Source organism: Brachybacterium sp. AOP29-B2-41 (assembly GCF_052378395.1).
Lineage (GTDB): Bacteria > Actinomycetota > Actinomycetes > Actinomycetales > Dermabacteraceae > Brachybacterium.
In genome coordinates this window covers 108,010-123,040 of the sequence record NZ_JBQSXR010000006.1, presented here as the reverse complement: position 1 = coordinate 123,040, position 15,031 = coordinate 108,010, and the positions used below count along the sequence as shown (strand labels likewise).

Here is a 15,031-nt window from a genome sequence, read left to right as displayed (position 1 = left end):
GCACCATGAGCACAGCCGTGCCGGACGCGCTCCTCGCGCTGACCGCTCTGGCAGTGGTGACGATTGCCGTCATCACTGTCAGAGCGGCTCCGAGAGCGGCCTTCGTCGCCTGGGCGCTTCTGTTCTTCTTCGTCCCGGTGTGGGTGGGAATCGCGGTCGGGCCGTTCTGGGCCATCATCACGCTGGCCACAATGGGGCTGCTCGTGGTCAGCTTTGTCAAGGTTCCCCTGCAGCCCGCAGACGGATGGTTCATGGCCTTCGTCGTGCTTGTGGTCGGTCTGCTGGTGGTGGGCGGCGCGAGTTTGCCAGATACGGTTACGGCACTGTCGGAGTGGGTGCTGCCATACGCATTCGGAAGAGTGGTGCTCGGTCGGGTGAGCACCAATCTGGTGGTGAACGTTCTGTCCATCATGGCGGTATCGGCGGCGTCACTCGCGGTGCTCGAATTCATCACCTCCTTCAATCCCTTCGTACTCATCCCGGGCAGCGGCGCCGCGCATGAGGACTTCAGTCCATTGCAGGATCGGGGTGGCGTCATCCGTGCGGAGGGTGCCTTCGGGCACTCGATCGCTCTGGGAGCGGTGCTCGCGATGTGTTCAGCATTCGTGGTCGCGACTCGCTGGCAAACGGCTCCCAAGGTCATCGCGCTGGGCGTCATTGCCACTGCGACCGTTCTGACCTTCAGCCGCACAGGTCTGATCACGCTGGTGATCACCTTGGTAGTGTCGGTCTGCCTCATGCCTGGGGTGTCTGCGCGGTTCCGTGCCGTGGCAGTATCGGCAGGAATCGGTGCCGCTGCGATCGCAGTGCCGGTGCTGAGCAGGGTGCTCGGTGCCGCCGGTGAAGAGGCCCAGGGAAGCGCGGGATACCGCACCGACCTGCTGGTGCTGCTCCGGGAGGTGCAGCTGTTCGGCAACCCGGGCCACTGGCAGAGTCTGGTCTCCGGGGACTACTACCTCGGATACTTCGCCCGCTCGATCGACAACGCACTTGTGCTGATGCTGCTCAGATTCGGCGTAGTGCCCAGCCTCCTGCTCCTGAGTGTGATCACGTGCGCCATCGTGGCAGCCGCGCGGCCGGCGACTCGCAGTCCTGCTGCGCTCGCCGTCCTGGGCCAGCTGCCGAGCCTCGTCGTGGTAGCGCTGATCACGCAGTACGGAATGTTCCTCTGGTTCTGTGTGGGACTCGCGGTGTCCTGGCATCAGGCTGACCGCGGCGCCGCCGACGGCGAAGTGCTCGGTGAGGCACGAACTCCACACAAAGCTTCCGTGGGTTCCAGAGGGTGAGCTGTCCGCACAAGAAGGACCGGGCCGCTACGATCGACTTAAAGGGGGCGAAATGTCTGAATCGAGGATAACTCTGGGCTTGATCGTGGGCGCTCTGCGCAAGCTGTGGTGGGTCGTCGTGGTGAGCGGTGCTCTGGGAGCAGTGGCGACGTATGGCTACGCCTCGCTCCAGACTCCACAGTTCCAGTCGACGACCTCGCTGCATTTCGCTATGGCCCAGGGGAGCTCCGCTTCGGATCTCAAGCAGGGCTCTGAATACACCCAGGGTCAGATGCTCTCGTATGCCCAGCTCGTGGAGGGATCTCTCGTCCTCGACCCGGTGATCGAGGAGCTCGACCTGGACACCACGTCACGCGAACTCGCCAGATCGATCGAGGTCGCGATTCCGCAGGACACGGCGACGATGCGGATCACGGCGACCACCTCGGACCCGCAGCGCTCCGCTGATCTTGCGACCGCAGTTTCCGAGCAACTCATCTCGGTGGTGCATGGGACCAGCGCGGCTGGGGAGAACGGCTCGGCCTCGATCACAGTCACGATCTTCGACAGCGCGGTGCCGCCGCAGTTCCAGTCCTCCCCGGACAAGACCCGGGACGGGCTGCTCGGTGGGGTGCTCGGCGGCATAGTGGGTGTGGCGCTCGCTCTCCTGATCGCACTGCTCGATACCCGGGTGCGCAACGAGGAGATCCTCACGGAAGCAGGTGGAGACCCGGTGCTCGGAGTGGTGACCAAGTCACCTCTCCTGGCCAGTCGAGTGATCGCTGTCGCCCAGGAGCCACTCAGCGCGACGGCGGAGGAGTTCCAGAGAATCCGTTCGGCACTCACCTTCGCAAACGTCAATTCACGGGTGCGAGTGCTGCTGGTGACCGCTGGGATGCCTGGGGAGGGGAAATCGACCGTTTCGGTGAACCTGGCGATGACCCTAGCCGGACAGCAGCGATCGGTGCTTCTCATCGATGCTGACCTGCGGCGCCCACGTGTGCATGAGCATGCCGGGATCGATGGCGTGGTCGGGCTCACGAGCGTGCTGGTCGGTGAGGTCGACGTAGGGGTTGCCACGCACACCGTGCGAGGGACCACCCTGGATGTCCTTCCGGCAGGGGAGATCCCGCCGAATCCGGCGGAGCTCTTGACCTCTCACCGGATGGAGGAGCTCATCGCATCGGTCTCGGACCGGTACAGCTACATCGTCGTCGATACGCCGCCCATCCTCAGCGTCGCCGATACGAACTTGCTGCTGCCGCTCGCTGACGGCGTCATTCTTGTCGTGGACGCTGGCAGGACCAGGCGGGCGGCATTGGCCAAGAGCCTGCGCTCGCTCGAGACGGGGGGCGGGCGCATCCTCGGCACTGTGCTCAACCGAGCTCGACGAGAACGTCGACGCGAACCCTATTACAGCGACTCCCCGGCAGATTCCTAGAACGGATCGTGGCCCGGAGCGTGCCAAGAATGCCAGCCGCGAACCATAGTTCCGCGGCGTTGGCAACTCCAGGCTTCTGGAAAAACGGACATTACGGGCGGTAGGATTCTGGTGCTCCCTGATAGGGGAGAGGACAGACCCAGTCTTCCCGGGGAAGGAATAGGGTGTGACGAGAACTCTCGACGAAGCGATCTCCGAGGTCGTGGTCTCCGACAACTGCAGCGGCTGCGGAGCCTGCTGCTTGCTGGACCCGGGGCTGTCGATGGCGCTGGATCGCGACGGCTTCCTGCGGCCGGTGCGACGGGAGGGGAGCGCGACACCGGATGCCCAGCGGCTGTCACAGTTCGAGAACGCCTGTCCGGGCCGGATAGTCTCCTCGCCGCGCCCTCGCGGCGCGTCCCGCCACCCGCAGCTCGGTTCCTATCTTGAGTCCTGGGTGGTGTGGGCGGCTGACCCCGAGAGCAGGCACCGTGGAGCCAGCGGTGGTTCGCTGACGGCGCTGTCGACCTGGTTGACCGAGACCGGCAGAGTGAATCGGGTGGTCGGTGCGACCGCCGCTCCGCAGCCGCGACGAACGATCTCCGTGACGATCACCGACAAAGCGACTGCGCTGGCCGCCGCCGGGTCCCGCTATGCACCGGTCGCCACTGCGGCGGTCCCGGACGTGCTGGATCCACGCGGGGCAGTGGTCGCCAAGCCGTGTGAGGCCAGCGCACTCGCGCGGATGGCCGCCGGGCTGCCGGAGGCAGAGCGGCCGGTGATCCTGTCTTTCTTCTGCGCTGGCACTCCGAGCCAGCAGGCGACGGACGACCTGGTTCGGGAGCTCGGGGTCGAGGACCCCGAGACCGTCACCGGGCTGCGCTACCGAGGTTGCGGCTGGCCCGGGGATTTCACTGTCACCACCCCGCAGGCAGAGCACACGATGGACTACCGGACCTCGTGGGGAGACCGGCTGGGGCCTTCGGTCCAGTGGCGCTGCAAGATCTGTCCCGACGGAGTCGGGGAGTCTGCTGACCTGGCCGCATGCGACTACTGGGAGACCGATGAGCGGGGGTATCCGCTCTTCGAGGAAGGTGACGGGCGAAGTGGGCTGCTGGTGCGCACCGAACGCGGCCGGGACGTGCTGCACGCGGCGCTGGAGGCCGGGGTGCTCCTCGGAGAGCCGCTTGCTGCCGAGAAGATTGTTGCAGTCCAGCCAGGCCAGACCTGGCGCCGATCGAACCTGTGGGGTCGACTGGTCGGAGCTCGCCTGGGTGGGCGGCATGTGCCCCGCTACCGAGGCTTCCCCCTGCAACGACTGGCGCTGCAGGACCTCCGCCGAACTGTGCGGGCGATCCGCGGTGCGCGCCGTCGGGCGCTTGCGTCAGCGGCGAGCCGCGCCCGCTGAGGGCATTGACGGCGTCGAGGTTGCCGCGGGCTTCCCGTCGCCGGTGACTCGTCGCGCCCGGAGCAGGGCGACCATCTCCCAAAGCGCCCTCACGTCCGCGCGCAGGGCCGGGACCAGGCAGAGCACGACCAGCGTGAAGAGTACGACCCCCACGGTCACCGCGATCGCCGCGAGTGGCGGGAGCGGCGGGAGTGAGGCCTGCACTACCGCTGCCGCGCCCGCGGCCGTCCCCGCCACCGCGATGATGCGCAAGGCCCCGCCGTACAACAAGCGGGTGGGGATATCGGTGATCCTGGACAGCCAAGCTAACGAGATCGGCCACGCGAGCCAGGGGGCGAGCGCAAAGCCCGCGGCGACGCCGACGACTCCCCAATGTGCGCCCACCACCACGCAGGCCACCCGGATCGCACCGGTGACCAGCGAGTAGCGGAAAAGCGAGTTGCTCAGGCCCCGCACCACGTACACCCAGTAGCCCACGAAGGCGAGGTTCCGGGCGATTCCGGCCAGGGCGAAGAAGCGCAGCAGGGGCACCGCCGCATCCCAGCGATCGCCGAGCATCAGGGCGGTGATCGGCTCCGCGGCCACGACCACGATGCCCAACCCGATCGAGATCGGGTACCCCAGTGCGAACTGTCCGCGCACCAGGTAGGCCGAGAACCTCTGCTGGTCATCCTGGATCTTGGACAGGATCGGGACTGCGACCTGGGTGATCGGGGACTGGATCTGGCTCAGTGGTGTCACTACGACTTGGTAGGCCCGGTTGTACAGGCCCAGCGGACTCGCCCCATGGATGAGGCCCACGACGGCGGTGTCGACGTTCCCGGTTGCGTAGGTGACCATCTGCGACAGCACGAGATTGCCCCCGAAGCGCAGGAACGACCGCATCGGCACGCCTCGTCGGGGCAGGCCCGGGGGACGGCCTACCCCGATCGCCACCGCGACCAGGACCACCAGAGCCTGCGTGACCTGCTGGGCCACCAGCGCCCAGTACTCCCACCCTGCCAGGGCGCCGAGCAGCGCGACGCCGAGCGCGAGGGCGGCGGCGAGCACGTCCGTCCCGGCGAGCCAGCGGAAGCGCAGGCCTCGGACCAGCAGTGCTCGCAACTGGGTGGTTGCACCGTTGAGCAGGAAGACCACAGCCATCGCACGGGCGATGTCCCGGACCTCCTCCTGGCCGAAGGCGGCTGCCAGTGGTGCGGCGGCCACGAACAGCAGCGCAGCCAGCAGCACCCCGATCGAGGTGTTGATCCAGAAAAGATTGCTGCTCTGGGCACGGCTCAGCGTCGGAGAGCGCACCGCTGCTGAGGACAGTCCGAAATCTCGGAATATCTCACCGACTCCGACCAGGACGACCACGATCGCGAGGAGCCCGTAATCGTGGGGGGTCAGCAGCCGGGCAAGGGTGACGACGCCCAGGAACTGCAGCAGGATGCGCATGCCCTGGCCGGACAGCATGACCGCTGCGCCTCTGGCCGCCGAGGAGGCGAGGCTAGCGGCCACCGGTGCTCCTCACGGAGCTGCCCTGCATGCGGTCCGGTGAGGTCTCGCGCAGCAGGTGGACGATGGCATCCAAGCTCTCGCGTCCTCGTGCTGCGGCTGCCCGGGCTGCTATCGGGTCTGCTGAATCCACCGCGGCCGCGATGTCATCCGGCAGGCGCTGAGGGTCATCGGTGCGCAGATCGAACCCGACCTCCCACCCCACGGACTGCAGCAACGGAGCGAACTTGCGCGAATAAGCGAGGGGGATGGCGGGGACGCCCACCGACAGAGCATTGAGGCAGGCATGCATACGGGAACCGATCAGCACCTTCGCTCCGGCGATCGTCGCGCGGACATCGTCGAGTCCCGTCGGCACGACTGCCTCGAGCCCGTCCCCGACCTCGGCGGCCAGGGCGCGCACCACCGGCACGTCGTTGTCCGGGTTCGGGGAGTCGAGCACGTGGGCGAGCAGTGCGACCTCCCGCCCCTTGGCTCGGAGCTGGTCGATGGTCCCGCGGACGACCCGCTGATAGGCACGGTGATCCACATGGGGGTTCTCGTGCCACAGCAGACCGCTGACATTGAGCAGGATGTCCCGTTCGGGGCCCGGGGCCGGCGGGTCGATCGCGAACACCAGATCCGCGGTGATGAGGTCCGCGGCCCGTCCCAGCTCCTCGGCGGCACGGGCGCTGAGCGGATCCCTGGCGAACACATGCGCAGAGCGGTGCAGGGTGCGGCGGCCCAGCGCACGGCCGCGCCGGGTGCCGAACGGGCCGACGGTCTGTGGAGCCATCACCACCCTCGCTCCGGCCTGCACTGCGAACTCGTGCACCAGGCTCATCGTCAGATGGCGGTCGATCCCGTAGATGTCCGCGAAGCTGTCCCCGGAGCGGGTGTCCCATACCAGGTCGAACCCCCGCAGGAACTCCTGCATACCGAAACGGCTCTGGACCCTTTCGCGCAGCAGGGAGCGGGGCCTGCCCCATGGGATCTGGGGCGGCCTCGCCCCGTAGTTCGCGAAGACGAACTCTGCCTCGGGATGCACGCGCCGTAGGAGGTCACGCGAGCCGCGGGCGAGGACCGCCACTCCGAGGTTCGGCGAGGTCTCCTCCGCCCAGAGCACGAGGATGCGGGGCGAGGCGTCCATAGGTTCTGTCATGTCTCTCTTTCTCCAGCGGTGGCGCGGATGGTGGTTGTCAGCGCCGCATGGCCGGGGCGAGGGGGTCCGACGCAGCGCCGAGCTCCCACCAGCTTTCGACTCCGCACGGCGGCTGGACAGGCTTGTCCGTCGGCACCTTCAGGTCTGCGAGGAACTGCGCCAATTCGATGAAGCTCGAGAAGTGTGGACCGAGCATGTACGACGAGGAGGCCAGAAGGTAGAGATCCACAAGCGCGGCGCGCACAGCCGCGGTGGAGTTATACGGGGCGGAAGTGACGTTCGCGGTCGCAGTTGGAAAGTCCTGGAGTATCCGGAGCTTCACCTCGAGCACGTCGCAGGAGAGGTAGAAGCGAGTCCCAGGGCGCTCGTTCACCAGACGTTCCATGTGACTCGTGAACCATTCGACGGCGGATGTGTCCTTCGTCCGCTGGTGGGAAACCTCGTGCGCGCGGATCTGGACCCCTACGTACGGCTCGATTCCGAACTCCTCACGATGAATCCGAACTACGTCTTCAGCAATCTCCGAGACGGGTACGAGAGCTCGCAGATCTTGTCTCCAGTCGCCCGCCTCTGGTGGAAGGAGCAATTCGGCGCCAGTGCGGATCTGAATGATCTGTCGAGGGCCTGCAGAACGAAGATCGTTATCTGTGTAACCAGTCATCGGGCCCGCCATCCGCGATACGGATCGAGGAATTCTCCGTCCAGCACTCCACTCCCAGAGTTCGTCGATTCGCGGGGCGAAGTGAGGAGTCGTCGGCCAGACGTAGTAGAAGGGTGCAGCAACATATGTGGCGTAGCGGGCAGCGCCGAGCGTGACCCGTACGCGGTTCCCAAGCCCGGTGGTGGCGCCGTTGTACGCGACCACGGCCCGGGTCTTGTGCACGGATGTCCTTCCTATTGGACCTCTCCGTGCTCGAGGGGAGGCTGGACGAGGTGAACGCTCGCTCGCAGGGTCTGTCATATCCCGACTCCGATCGAAGATTCCCGTGTCGATGGCTCAACGCCGCACGCCCGAGCGATGGTCTCCCGGTACACCTCGGGTGCGTGGCGCCGCAGAGCCTCTGCCCGACTGGCCTCGACCGAGTCCACCATGTCTGACCAGCTCTCGGCGATGTCTGCAAGGGCGCGGACGATCGCCTGAGCATCGCCGGGCCGGACCAGGCGGGTGGTGCGATAGCCGCCGGCGGCTTCGCGCAGCCCGCTGGAGTCGCTGGCGATGACCGGGCGCAGGGCAAGCACTCCCTCGACGGCGGTGTTGCCGAAAGGCTCGTCGAGTCGTGAGGGGACCAGCAGCACGTCGGCGTCCGCGAGGAAGGGCCAGATCTCCGGATGGAAGCCGGCGAACTCGACTTCCACATTGCTCTGGGCAGCCTGGTCTCGCAGCTCCTGCTCGAACCATTCGTAGCCGTCGAAGGCAGTGCCGAGCAACGTGAGCTCGGCGGGGTGGTCGTGCTCGTTGAGCAGCGCAGCCGCCTCGATGGCGAGGTCGGGGCCCTTGCGAGGTGAGAGCCGGCCCATGTAGAGAATCCGCAGCGGCCCCTCGAGCGGCTCCCGGGGCGGCCTCGGATTCTCAGGGGAGGCGACTCCGTTATGGACGATCTCCGAGCGCCGGGCGAGTGCGGGCAGCGCCCAGCGGATGGTCTGCAGACTGAACTCGCTGTTGACCAGGGTGCGCCGAGAAGCCAGGTGTGGCAGGTAGAGCAGTCGGTTGAGGAGCCGGCTGCCCGAGCGCTCCGCTTCGTGGACGTGGCTGACCGCGAGGATCCGGCGGAGCCGGGCGAGCAGCGGCCACATCGGGATGATGATCGTAGAGACGTACACCCTGTCCGGGCGTTCCTGGGAGAGCAGTCGCCAGGCGGAGATCAGACCGCTGACGGTGCTCGCCAGGAGCGCTGGCCAGCCGCGGGGCTTCAGCAGCGCCTTGCGCAGCACGAGCATCGGCACGATGCGCACGTCGGCCCCGGTCCGGCGCAGCTCAGCGACGAGCGGCCCGTCCGAGGCCAGGGCGACGACGATGCGGCACCCCGCCTCCCGCAGCCCGATCACGCTCTCCAGGAGCATGCGGTCCGAGCCGAACAGCTCGGCGCCCGGGTGGACGACCAGGACGGTCCGTGCGGGGCGAGTCATCCGACCCACTCGTCCATTCTGCGCCGCGATCGATGGGCCGCGGAATGGATCGAATCGCCGGCGGCCAGGCGCAAGGCGAGGTCCTCATAGGCCGTGGCGACGTCGTCCCAGGAGAACCGGCGGGCGGCCTGGGCGCGGTTCCGTCGGCCCCGAGCGACGACGGCGGAGGGATCGGACTCGGTCCGGGGGAACAGCCCGGCGATGTCGTCGGCTCCCGAGAAGAACCAGCCGTCCTCGTCCAGCACCTCGCGATTGAACCCGACGTCATAGGCGATCACCGGAGTGCCGGCGCCGATGGCGCGCAGCAAGGACGGGTTGGTGCCGCCCACCGAGTGGCCGTGCACGTAGGTGAGGGCATGGAAGTAGAGCGCGTCCAGCAGCCCCTGGTCGTACACCCCGCCCAGCAGGCGGATGCGGGGGTCCCCGTTGGCCGCATGGCTAATCGCGCGGGTGTAGTCGGCGCTGTAGGGCGCTGACCCGACCACGACCAGCGGGGCCGCAGCGCTGCTGCGGCGGTACCCCTCGACGATCTCCAGCACGTGGTTCTCGGGCTCGAACCGGGCGACGACGAGGTGGTACCCGCCGGGAGTCAGGCCCAGACCGCGCACCCTGCCCTCGGGAACCTCGTCCAGCAGCGGCGCACCGTAGCGGATCATCTCCGTGGGCACACCGAATTGGTGGCGGTAGTAGTCGGCGATGCCGGGGGCGTCAGCGATGAGCGCATCGCCCTGGCGCACCCCGAACTGCTCCGCCCACCGGTAGTAGGCCTTGCCCCGACCGCCCCACTTCGAGCGCTTCCACTCCAGGCCATCCATGTGCAGTGCCGCCGGCAGGCGAGCGGCGCGCAGCATCGGCAGGAAGGGCGCGTTCGCGGCGTTGAAGAGGAAGGCGACATCGGGGCGGTTCCGCAGGAGCAGGTGAAGGCTCGACAGGGCGCTGTGGCTGAGCGTCTCCAGCTGCTTCTGGGGGAGCGCCGGGAGGTGCACGATGTCCATGCCCAGGTGCTCGCGGCTGCGATTCTCGGCGTTCCTGGTGTAGACCCTCACCTGGTGGCCGCGGGTGACGAGACGGCGTCCGACCTCCTCGATCGCTGTCTCGAAGCCGCCGTAGGCTGCAGGGACCCCGCGGGTCCCCACCATGGCGATGGAGAGCTGACGGGTCGGCGTCACGCGGGTCGGCGCCACGGCCGGGACCCCGGCGACGCGGCGAGCAGCTATAGAGGGCGAAATGTCCGTTTTGGGGGGCATTGTCCTAAGTTACGCTGTGTTCGTCGTCAGGTCCAGCGCCAGCCCACCTCCGGCCCCACCTCAGCCCCCTCGCCTACCATTCCCCCATGGCCAAGGAACGCCCCCGCGCCCGCCCCGTCGGCGCCTTCACGCGAGGGCGCACGGTCCGTCTCCGTGTGCTGACAGCGATGATGGCCTTCATGACCGTGGGCCTCGCCGTCACCGGGGTGCTCACCTATGCGGCGCAGTTCCGCGCGCTCGAGACGCGTGTCAATGCGGAGCTCTGGCAGGAGCACAGCGAGCTCACCCTGATCGCCGAGAGCGTGAATGAGGATGGCAGCCGCGTCCACACCACAGTGGACAGCGTGCTGCTCCATGCGACCGATTCCGCGGCGCCGTCGAACTATGAATCCGTGATCACCTTCCTGGATGGGAAGCCTCTCTATCAGCCCCGGGAGCAGGATTTCGCGCTGCTGCCGAGCGGGTCCGCGGAGTCTCCGCAGGTGCTGGAGCAGCTGCTGGCCGCGTATCAGCCGGGTTCCGCGGTGATCGTCCCGATGGAGGCTCACGGCCGGGACCTGCAGGTCCTGATCGTCTCCGTGAACGTCGAGGGGGATGAGGCCGAGGGCATCTTCGTGGTCGCCAACGACATCGGTGCCCAGCGCCGCGACCTGTGGCAGAGCGTCCTCACCTTTACTGGGCTTGCGGTGGTCACGCTGCTGGTCGCGGGCTGGGTGGGCTATGTGGTCACCGGGCGCCTGCTGCGGCCGCTGGAGGATCTCCGTGCGGCCACGGAGCAGATCACCGTGGACGATCTCGAGTACCGGGTGCCGGTCCCCGAGGAGCAGGACGAGATCGGTGCGCTCGCGCAGAACTTCAATCGCATGCTGGGCCGCATCCAGGCAGGTTTCGCCGAGCAGCGCCGCTTCATGAGCGACGTCGGCCATGAGCTGCGCACGCCGCTGACCATTGTGCGCGGCACCCTGGAGACCACCGACATCGAGGATGTCGACGATGTGCGCGAGTCCCGCGACATCGCGCTCGAGGAGCTGGACCGGATGGGGCGGGTCGTCGGCGATCTCTCCGAGCTCGCAGCCTCGGCGCGCCCCGACTATGTGCGACTGACGTCACTGGACCTGGCCGGCTTCGCTCGTTCCGCTTTCGCCCGGATCGAGCACATCGCGGAGCGCGAATGGATCCTCGAGCACACTGTCGACGTGGTGGCCGACGCCGACGAGCAGCGCCTCGCGCAGGCGGTGGTGCAGCTGGCCGCGAACGCCGTGCGCTACAGCGACGAGGGCAGCCGGATCCGGTTCGGGGTGGACCGCGTGCTGGGACCGGAAGGCCCCGAGATCCACGTGACGGTGCAGGATGAGGGGATCGGCATCAGCTCCGAGGACCAGCGACGGATCTTCGAACGGTTCACCCGGGTGGACGGCAGCCGGGGATCGGGTTCGGGACTCGGCCTGCCGATCGTGCTCGCGATCGCCGAGGGCCATGGCGGGGTGGTGCGCCTGCTCTCGAAGCCGGGACAGGGATCGACCTTCACCATCGTGTTCCCGCAGTTCGCGGACGGACCAGCGGCGGACGAGCGGACCCAGGACGGCCCTGCCGGGGATACTGGCAGGCAGGCGCGGGCTTCCGCTGCCGACGGCACCACTGCATCGAGGAGGGGGAGGGGATGAGGATCCTCATCGCCGAGGACGAGGCGCGCATCGCCCGGTTCATGGAACGCGGGCTGAAAGCCAACGGCTTCGCCTCGACCGTGGTGGAGGACGGCATCTCCGCCCTCGACCTCGGCTCCAGCGGCGACTTCGACCTGCTGATCCTGGATGTGGGCCTGCCGCGGATGGACGGCTTCCAGGTGCTCAAGGCGCTGCGCGCGATGGACGTGCAGATCCCGATCCTGATGGTCACGGCGCGCACCGGGGTGGATGACACCGTGCAGGGGCTCGAGGGTGGGGCGAACGACTACATCGCCAAGCCGTTCCGCTTCGAGGAGCTGCTGGCCCGGGTCAAGCTCCGCGCCCGCGAGGCCACTGCTGGTTCGGGCGCTGTCAGCGCGGACGTCCTTCAGCTGGGGGACCTGTCGTTGGATCTGCGCACCCGGATCGCGAGCAGCACGGCCGGCGGCCAGCCGCGCTCGGTGGAGCTGTCCTCCCGGGAGTTCACGATGGCCCGCGTGTTCCTCGAGAACCCGAACCAGGTCCTCACTCGGGACCTGCTGCTGTCCAAGGTGTGGGGCTATGACTACGACGGTGCCTCGAACGTGGTCGACGTGTATGTGGGCTACCTGCGCGGCAAGCTCGGGGCGGCCCGGCTGGTGACGGTGCGCGGCGCCGGCTACAAGATCGTCGATCCGGAGGCCTGAGCTGTGTCACCGCAGGCCACTACGTTCATGAGAGGACTCTCATCTCGTCTTCACGAGCATCTCATCGGCGGCGGTGAACATGCTTGACATGAAGATTCTGCGGACCCTCGGGATCATCGTGGTGGTCGCGCTCGCGGTGATCGGTCTCGCCGTGCTGCCCTCGATGGATGACGCCCCGCAGGCGCGGGCCGGCATCTCGGTCGGCGAGACCTCGGCCGGGGGCAGCGGGGCGGCACCGGCGTCGCAGAGCGTGGAGCAGCCTGCGGGAGAAGCGGCGCAGCCTGCAGGAGAATCTGTCGCCCTGCCCGCGCCCACCGCCTCCGAACAGCCGGTGCGTGGCGTCCACTCCGACACCGGGGTGGGCACGATGGAGCCCGTGGCGTCCCCCGAGCCAGCTCCCGCTCCGAAGCCCGCCGCGCAGAAGCCGCGCTCCTCGGGCTCGTCCTCCAGCTCATCCAGCGGGTCCGGCAGCTCTTCCTCGGGGTCGAGCGGCTCCTCCTCCTCCTCCTCCGGCAGCAGCAAGAGCACTCCCTCTCGCCCCTCTGGCGTCTGCGAGTGGGACGACGGCGAGCTGGAGTGCGAGGACGTGGACGACTCCGACGACGATGACGAGTCCGACGACGACTGACCGCCGCACCCCGGCAGGTCATGAGAGCCGCGTCAGCCGACCCCAGCTGACGTCCACCCACGGCACCGCAGCGCTACGCCGCGGTATCCATTCTCAGCTGTCGCTCGGAGGTCGCTGTGGCGACAGCTCAGACCGGATGCTGGCGAGTCACCGCATGGGGCGCGCTGCGGAGCGGAGCTGTCGAGGGACCTGTTCGCGTCGCCCCTCCGCGCCGTCTCAGGCGGGGATGCCGAGGCGGGCGAAGGCGCTGCGGAAGATGGTCAGCCCGTCCAGACCCGGCAGCTTCTGGATCCGCTTGTCGAGCTTGTCCAGCTCCGAGGACTTGCCGCCGAAGAGATGGTTCATCACGTGCACCACCTCGGATTCGTCCATCATGCCGCTGCCCACCGGCTTCCAGACCCGGCTCATCACCAGGCGCACGATTTTCTGCGCTGCCTGTGAGGCCTCGAGCCGCTCCCTGCCCTGGGTGGTGTAGAAGGCGACGTGGCGGGTCTCCTGCTGGGCGATGCGCTTCAGCAGAGGGGACAGGGCCGGATGGTCGGTCAGTGCGGAGAGCCGACGGTAGGCGGCCACGGCCGAGAGCTCGTTGGCCGCGCCCCACACCATGTGCACGGCGACGAAGTCGGTCCCGGCGAGGTTGGTGAGCACGGACTGCTTGAGCGGCCCGAGCGCTCCCATCCAGCCCAGCTTCACGCGCTTGGCCTTGATCTCGTCGTAGTCGACGATGATCCCGTGCCGTGCCAGCACCATCGAGAGCGCCTCCCCGTGCCAGAACTCCTCACGATTCCACATCGTCATGAAGCCGCCGGCGTCCTCCTCGCGGTGGGAGGGCGTGACCAGCAGATCGCGCAGGAAGCAGGAGGTGTGGTACTCGACGTCGCACATATAGCGCAGCGAGCGCAGGGTCTGCGCATCCAGCGGCTGGGTGTCGAAGGTGTCGAAGTCGAGGTCCTCGTACTTCACGGGGATCGAGGTCTGGGCGAACTGATCGAGGTCGAAGGCCATGTCACACTCCGGTGCTGGGCAGAGAGCTGAGGTAGGGGTCCGGGAGATCGGGGCCGGGCAGGAGCCTGGTGATCTCAAACCGGGCGCGCCGCAGGGCAGCGCGATCGCGAGGGTCCGCGCCGAGCACGGTGAGGGCGGGGCGCAGGTCGGGATCGATGAGCCCGCCGCCGTCGAGCGGCGAGCCGAACGAGAGCAGCGCCCGGGCCGTGATGGCCTCACCGCGAGAGCGGGTGAGGCGGGCGATCGCCTCGGCGACGAAGAAGTCGACAGCGGCCTGATGCCGCTCGGCGACCATATCGAGGACGCGTCGCGCCTCCCCGGAGGTCCGGCGCGAGACCGCCACCAGGGCCGCCTGCAGGGACGCCTCCTGGATCGCCATGCGCGCCATATGGCCGGCGGGCAGGGCCTCGCCGGCCGTCACGTTCCACACCGGAGTCAGCAGCGGTTGGACCCGATCCACATGGAGACGGCGCAGCGCGGCCAGTGGATGTGGGTGGTGCCGGGCCCGGGGACGGTCGGTGGCGTGGTCCCCGGTGAGCAGATCGCGCAGGGCACGGGACTGCCAGAAGCGGTCCACCAGCCAGGTGGCCAGGAAGGCGGTGATCCGGGCCTCGTTGCCGGTGGTGGTCGCGAGCATCGCCCGCGACTCCCCGAGCGCCGAGGACTCCAGGCGCTGCAGCACCCCGAGGGCAAGGCGCAGGTCCTCGCCGAGCGGCTCCTCGGTCGCTTGCAGCGCGGTGTCCACCTCGAGCCGTGCGGTGCCCCTGCGCACATATGCGGCGACGTCGAAGTCCGTGTGCAGCACCGGGACGATGGTCTCGTCGAAGTGGAGATGCCCCGTGAAGCGTCCCTCGCGGGCAGGGCGTGCACGGGCGTCATGGGGATCCTGCACCTGGGAGTGAGGGGTCGAGGCCGCCGTGCCCCCTGTCAGGTCGACAACCAC

General features: G+C 68.1%; 13 protein-coding genes. 6 read left to right on the top strand and 7 right to left on the bottom strand.

Annotated elements, in window-relative coordinates; all coding sequences use genetic code 11:
• Window positions 1-5: 5 nt before the first annotated feature.
• The 3 genes from ACT3T9_RS08000 (at window position 6) to ACT3T9_RS07990 (ending at window position 4,093) form a co-directional block, all read left to right on the top strand.
• Window positions 6-1,286: a hypothetical protein gene (locus tag ACT3T9_RS08000; protein ID WP_444606263.1), complete on the top strand. Its 1,281-nt coding sequence runs from the start codon at window positions 6-8 to the stop codon at window positions 1,284-1,286.
• A 52-nt stretch (window positions 1,287-1,338) separates the two neighbouring features.
• Entirely contained in the window at window positions 1,339-2,706 is a 1,368-nt protein-coding gene (locus ACT3T9_RS07995) for a polysaccharide biosynthesis tyrosine autokinase (RefSeq protein ID WP_444606262.1), read from the top strand.
• 166 nt (window positions 2,707-2,872) lie between these two features.
• On the top strand, window positions 2,873-4,093 hold the full coding sequence (locus tag ACT3T9_RS07990; RefSeq protein ID WP_444606261.1) for a Coenzyme F420 hydrogenase/dehydrogenase, beta subunit C-terminal domain: 1,221 nt from the start codon (window positions 2,873-2,875) through the stop codon (window positions 4,091-4,093).
• Here the strand turns inward: ACT3T9_RS07990 and ACT3T9_RS07985 are convergent.
• The 5 genes from ACT3T9_RS07985 to ACT3T9_RS07965 all read right to left on the bottom strand — a co-directional run bounded on the left by ACT3T9_RS07985 (window position 4,070) and on the right by ACT3T9_RS07965 (window position 9,997).
• Window positions 4,070-5,593: a lipopolysaccharide biosynthesis protein gene (locus ACT3T9_RS07985; protein ID WP_444606260.1), complete on the bottom strand. Its 1,524-nt coding sequence runs from the start codon at window positions 5,591-5,593 to the stop codon at window positions 4,070-4,072. The genes ACT3T9_RS07990 and ACT3T9_RS07985 overlap by 24 nt on opposite strands.
• Complete coding sequence (locus tag ACT3T9_RS07980; protein WP_444606259.1) at window positions 5,583-6,731, bottom strand: polysaccharide pyruvyl transferase family protein; 1,149 nt, start codon at window positions 6,729-6,731, stop codon at window positions 5,583-5,585. The genes ACT3T9_RS07985 and ACT3T9_RS07980 overlap by 11 nt, the downstream gene beginning before the upstream one ends.
• 37 nt (window positions 6,732-6,768) lie before the next feature.
• Window positions 6,769-7,614: a hypothetical protein gene (locus tag ACT3T9_RS07975; RefSeq protein WP_444606258.1), complete on the bottom strand. Its 846-nt coding sequence runs from the start codon at window positions 7,612-7,614 to the stop codon at window positions 6,769-6,771.
• A 74-nt stretch (window positions 7,615-7,688) separates the two neighbouring features.
• On the bottom strand, window positions 7,689-8,858 hold the full coding sequence (locus ACT3T9_RS07970) for a glycosyltransferase family 4 protein (protein ID WP_444606257.1): 1,170 nt from the start codon (window positions 8,856-8,858) through the stop codon (window positions 7,689-7,691).
• A complete protein-coding gene (locus ACT3T9_RS07965) occupies window positions 8,855-9,997 on the bottom strand; it encodes a glycosyltransferase (RefSeq protein ID WP_444606301.1) in 1,143 nt (380 codons plus the stop codon). The genes ACT3T9_RS07970 and ACT3T9_RS07965 overlap by 4 nt, the downstream gene beginning before the upstream one ends.
• 194 nt (window positions 9,998-10,191) lie before the next feature.
• Between ACT3T9_RS07965 and ACT3T9_RS07960 the strand changes: the two genes are divergently transcribed.
• The 3 genes from ACT3T9_RS07960 to ACT3T9_RS07950 all read left to right on the top strand — a co-directional run bounded on the left by ACT3T9_RS07960 (window position 10,192) and on the right by ACT3T9_RS07950 (window position 13,083).
• On the top strand, window positions 10,192-11,769 hold the full coding sequence (locus ACT3T9_RS07960) for a sensor histidine kinase (RefSeq protein WP_444606256.1): 1,578 nt from the start codon (window positions 10,192-10,194) through the stop codon (window positions 11,767-11,769).
• The gene (locus tag ACT3T9_RS07955; RefSeq protein ID WP_444606255.1) at window positions 11,766-12,455 is read left to right on the top strand and encodes a response regulator transcription factor; all 690 of its coding nucleotides are present in this window, start codon (window positions 11,766-11,768) and stop codon (window positions 12,453-12,455) included. The genes ACT3T9_RS07960 and ACT3T9_RS07955 overlap by 4 nt, the downstream gene beginning before the upstream one ends.
• 88 nt (window positions 12,456-12,543) lie before the next feature.
• Window positions 12,544-13,083 carry a hypothetical protein gene (locus tag ACT3T9_RS07950; RefSeq protein WP_444606254.1) on the top strand — a complete coding sequence of 180 codons (540 nt, stop codon included), beginning with the start codon at window positions 12,544-12,546 and terminating at the stop codon, window positions 13,081-13,083.
• 216 nt (window positions 13,084-13,299) lie between these two features.
• Here ACT3T9_RS07950 and ACT3T9_RS07945 read toward each other — a convergent pair whose 3' ends face one another.
• Together ACT3T9_RS07945 and ACT3T9_RS07940 are read right to left on the bottom strand one after the other, a co-directional pair.
• Window positions 13,300-14,088, bottom strand: coding sequence for a ferritin-like domain-containing protein (locus tag ACT3T9_RS07945; protein WP_444601022.1), 789 nt, complete (start codon window positions 14,086-14,088; stop codon window positions 13,300-13,302).
• 1 nt (window position 14,089) lies between these two features.
• On the bottom strand, window positions 14,090-15,031 hold the full coding sequence (locus ACT3T9_RS07940; protein ID WP_444606253.1) for a hypothetical protein: 942 nt from the start codon (window positions 15,029-15,031) through the stop codon (window positions 14,090-14,092).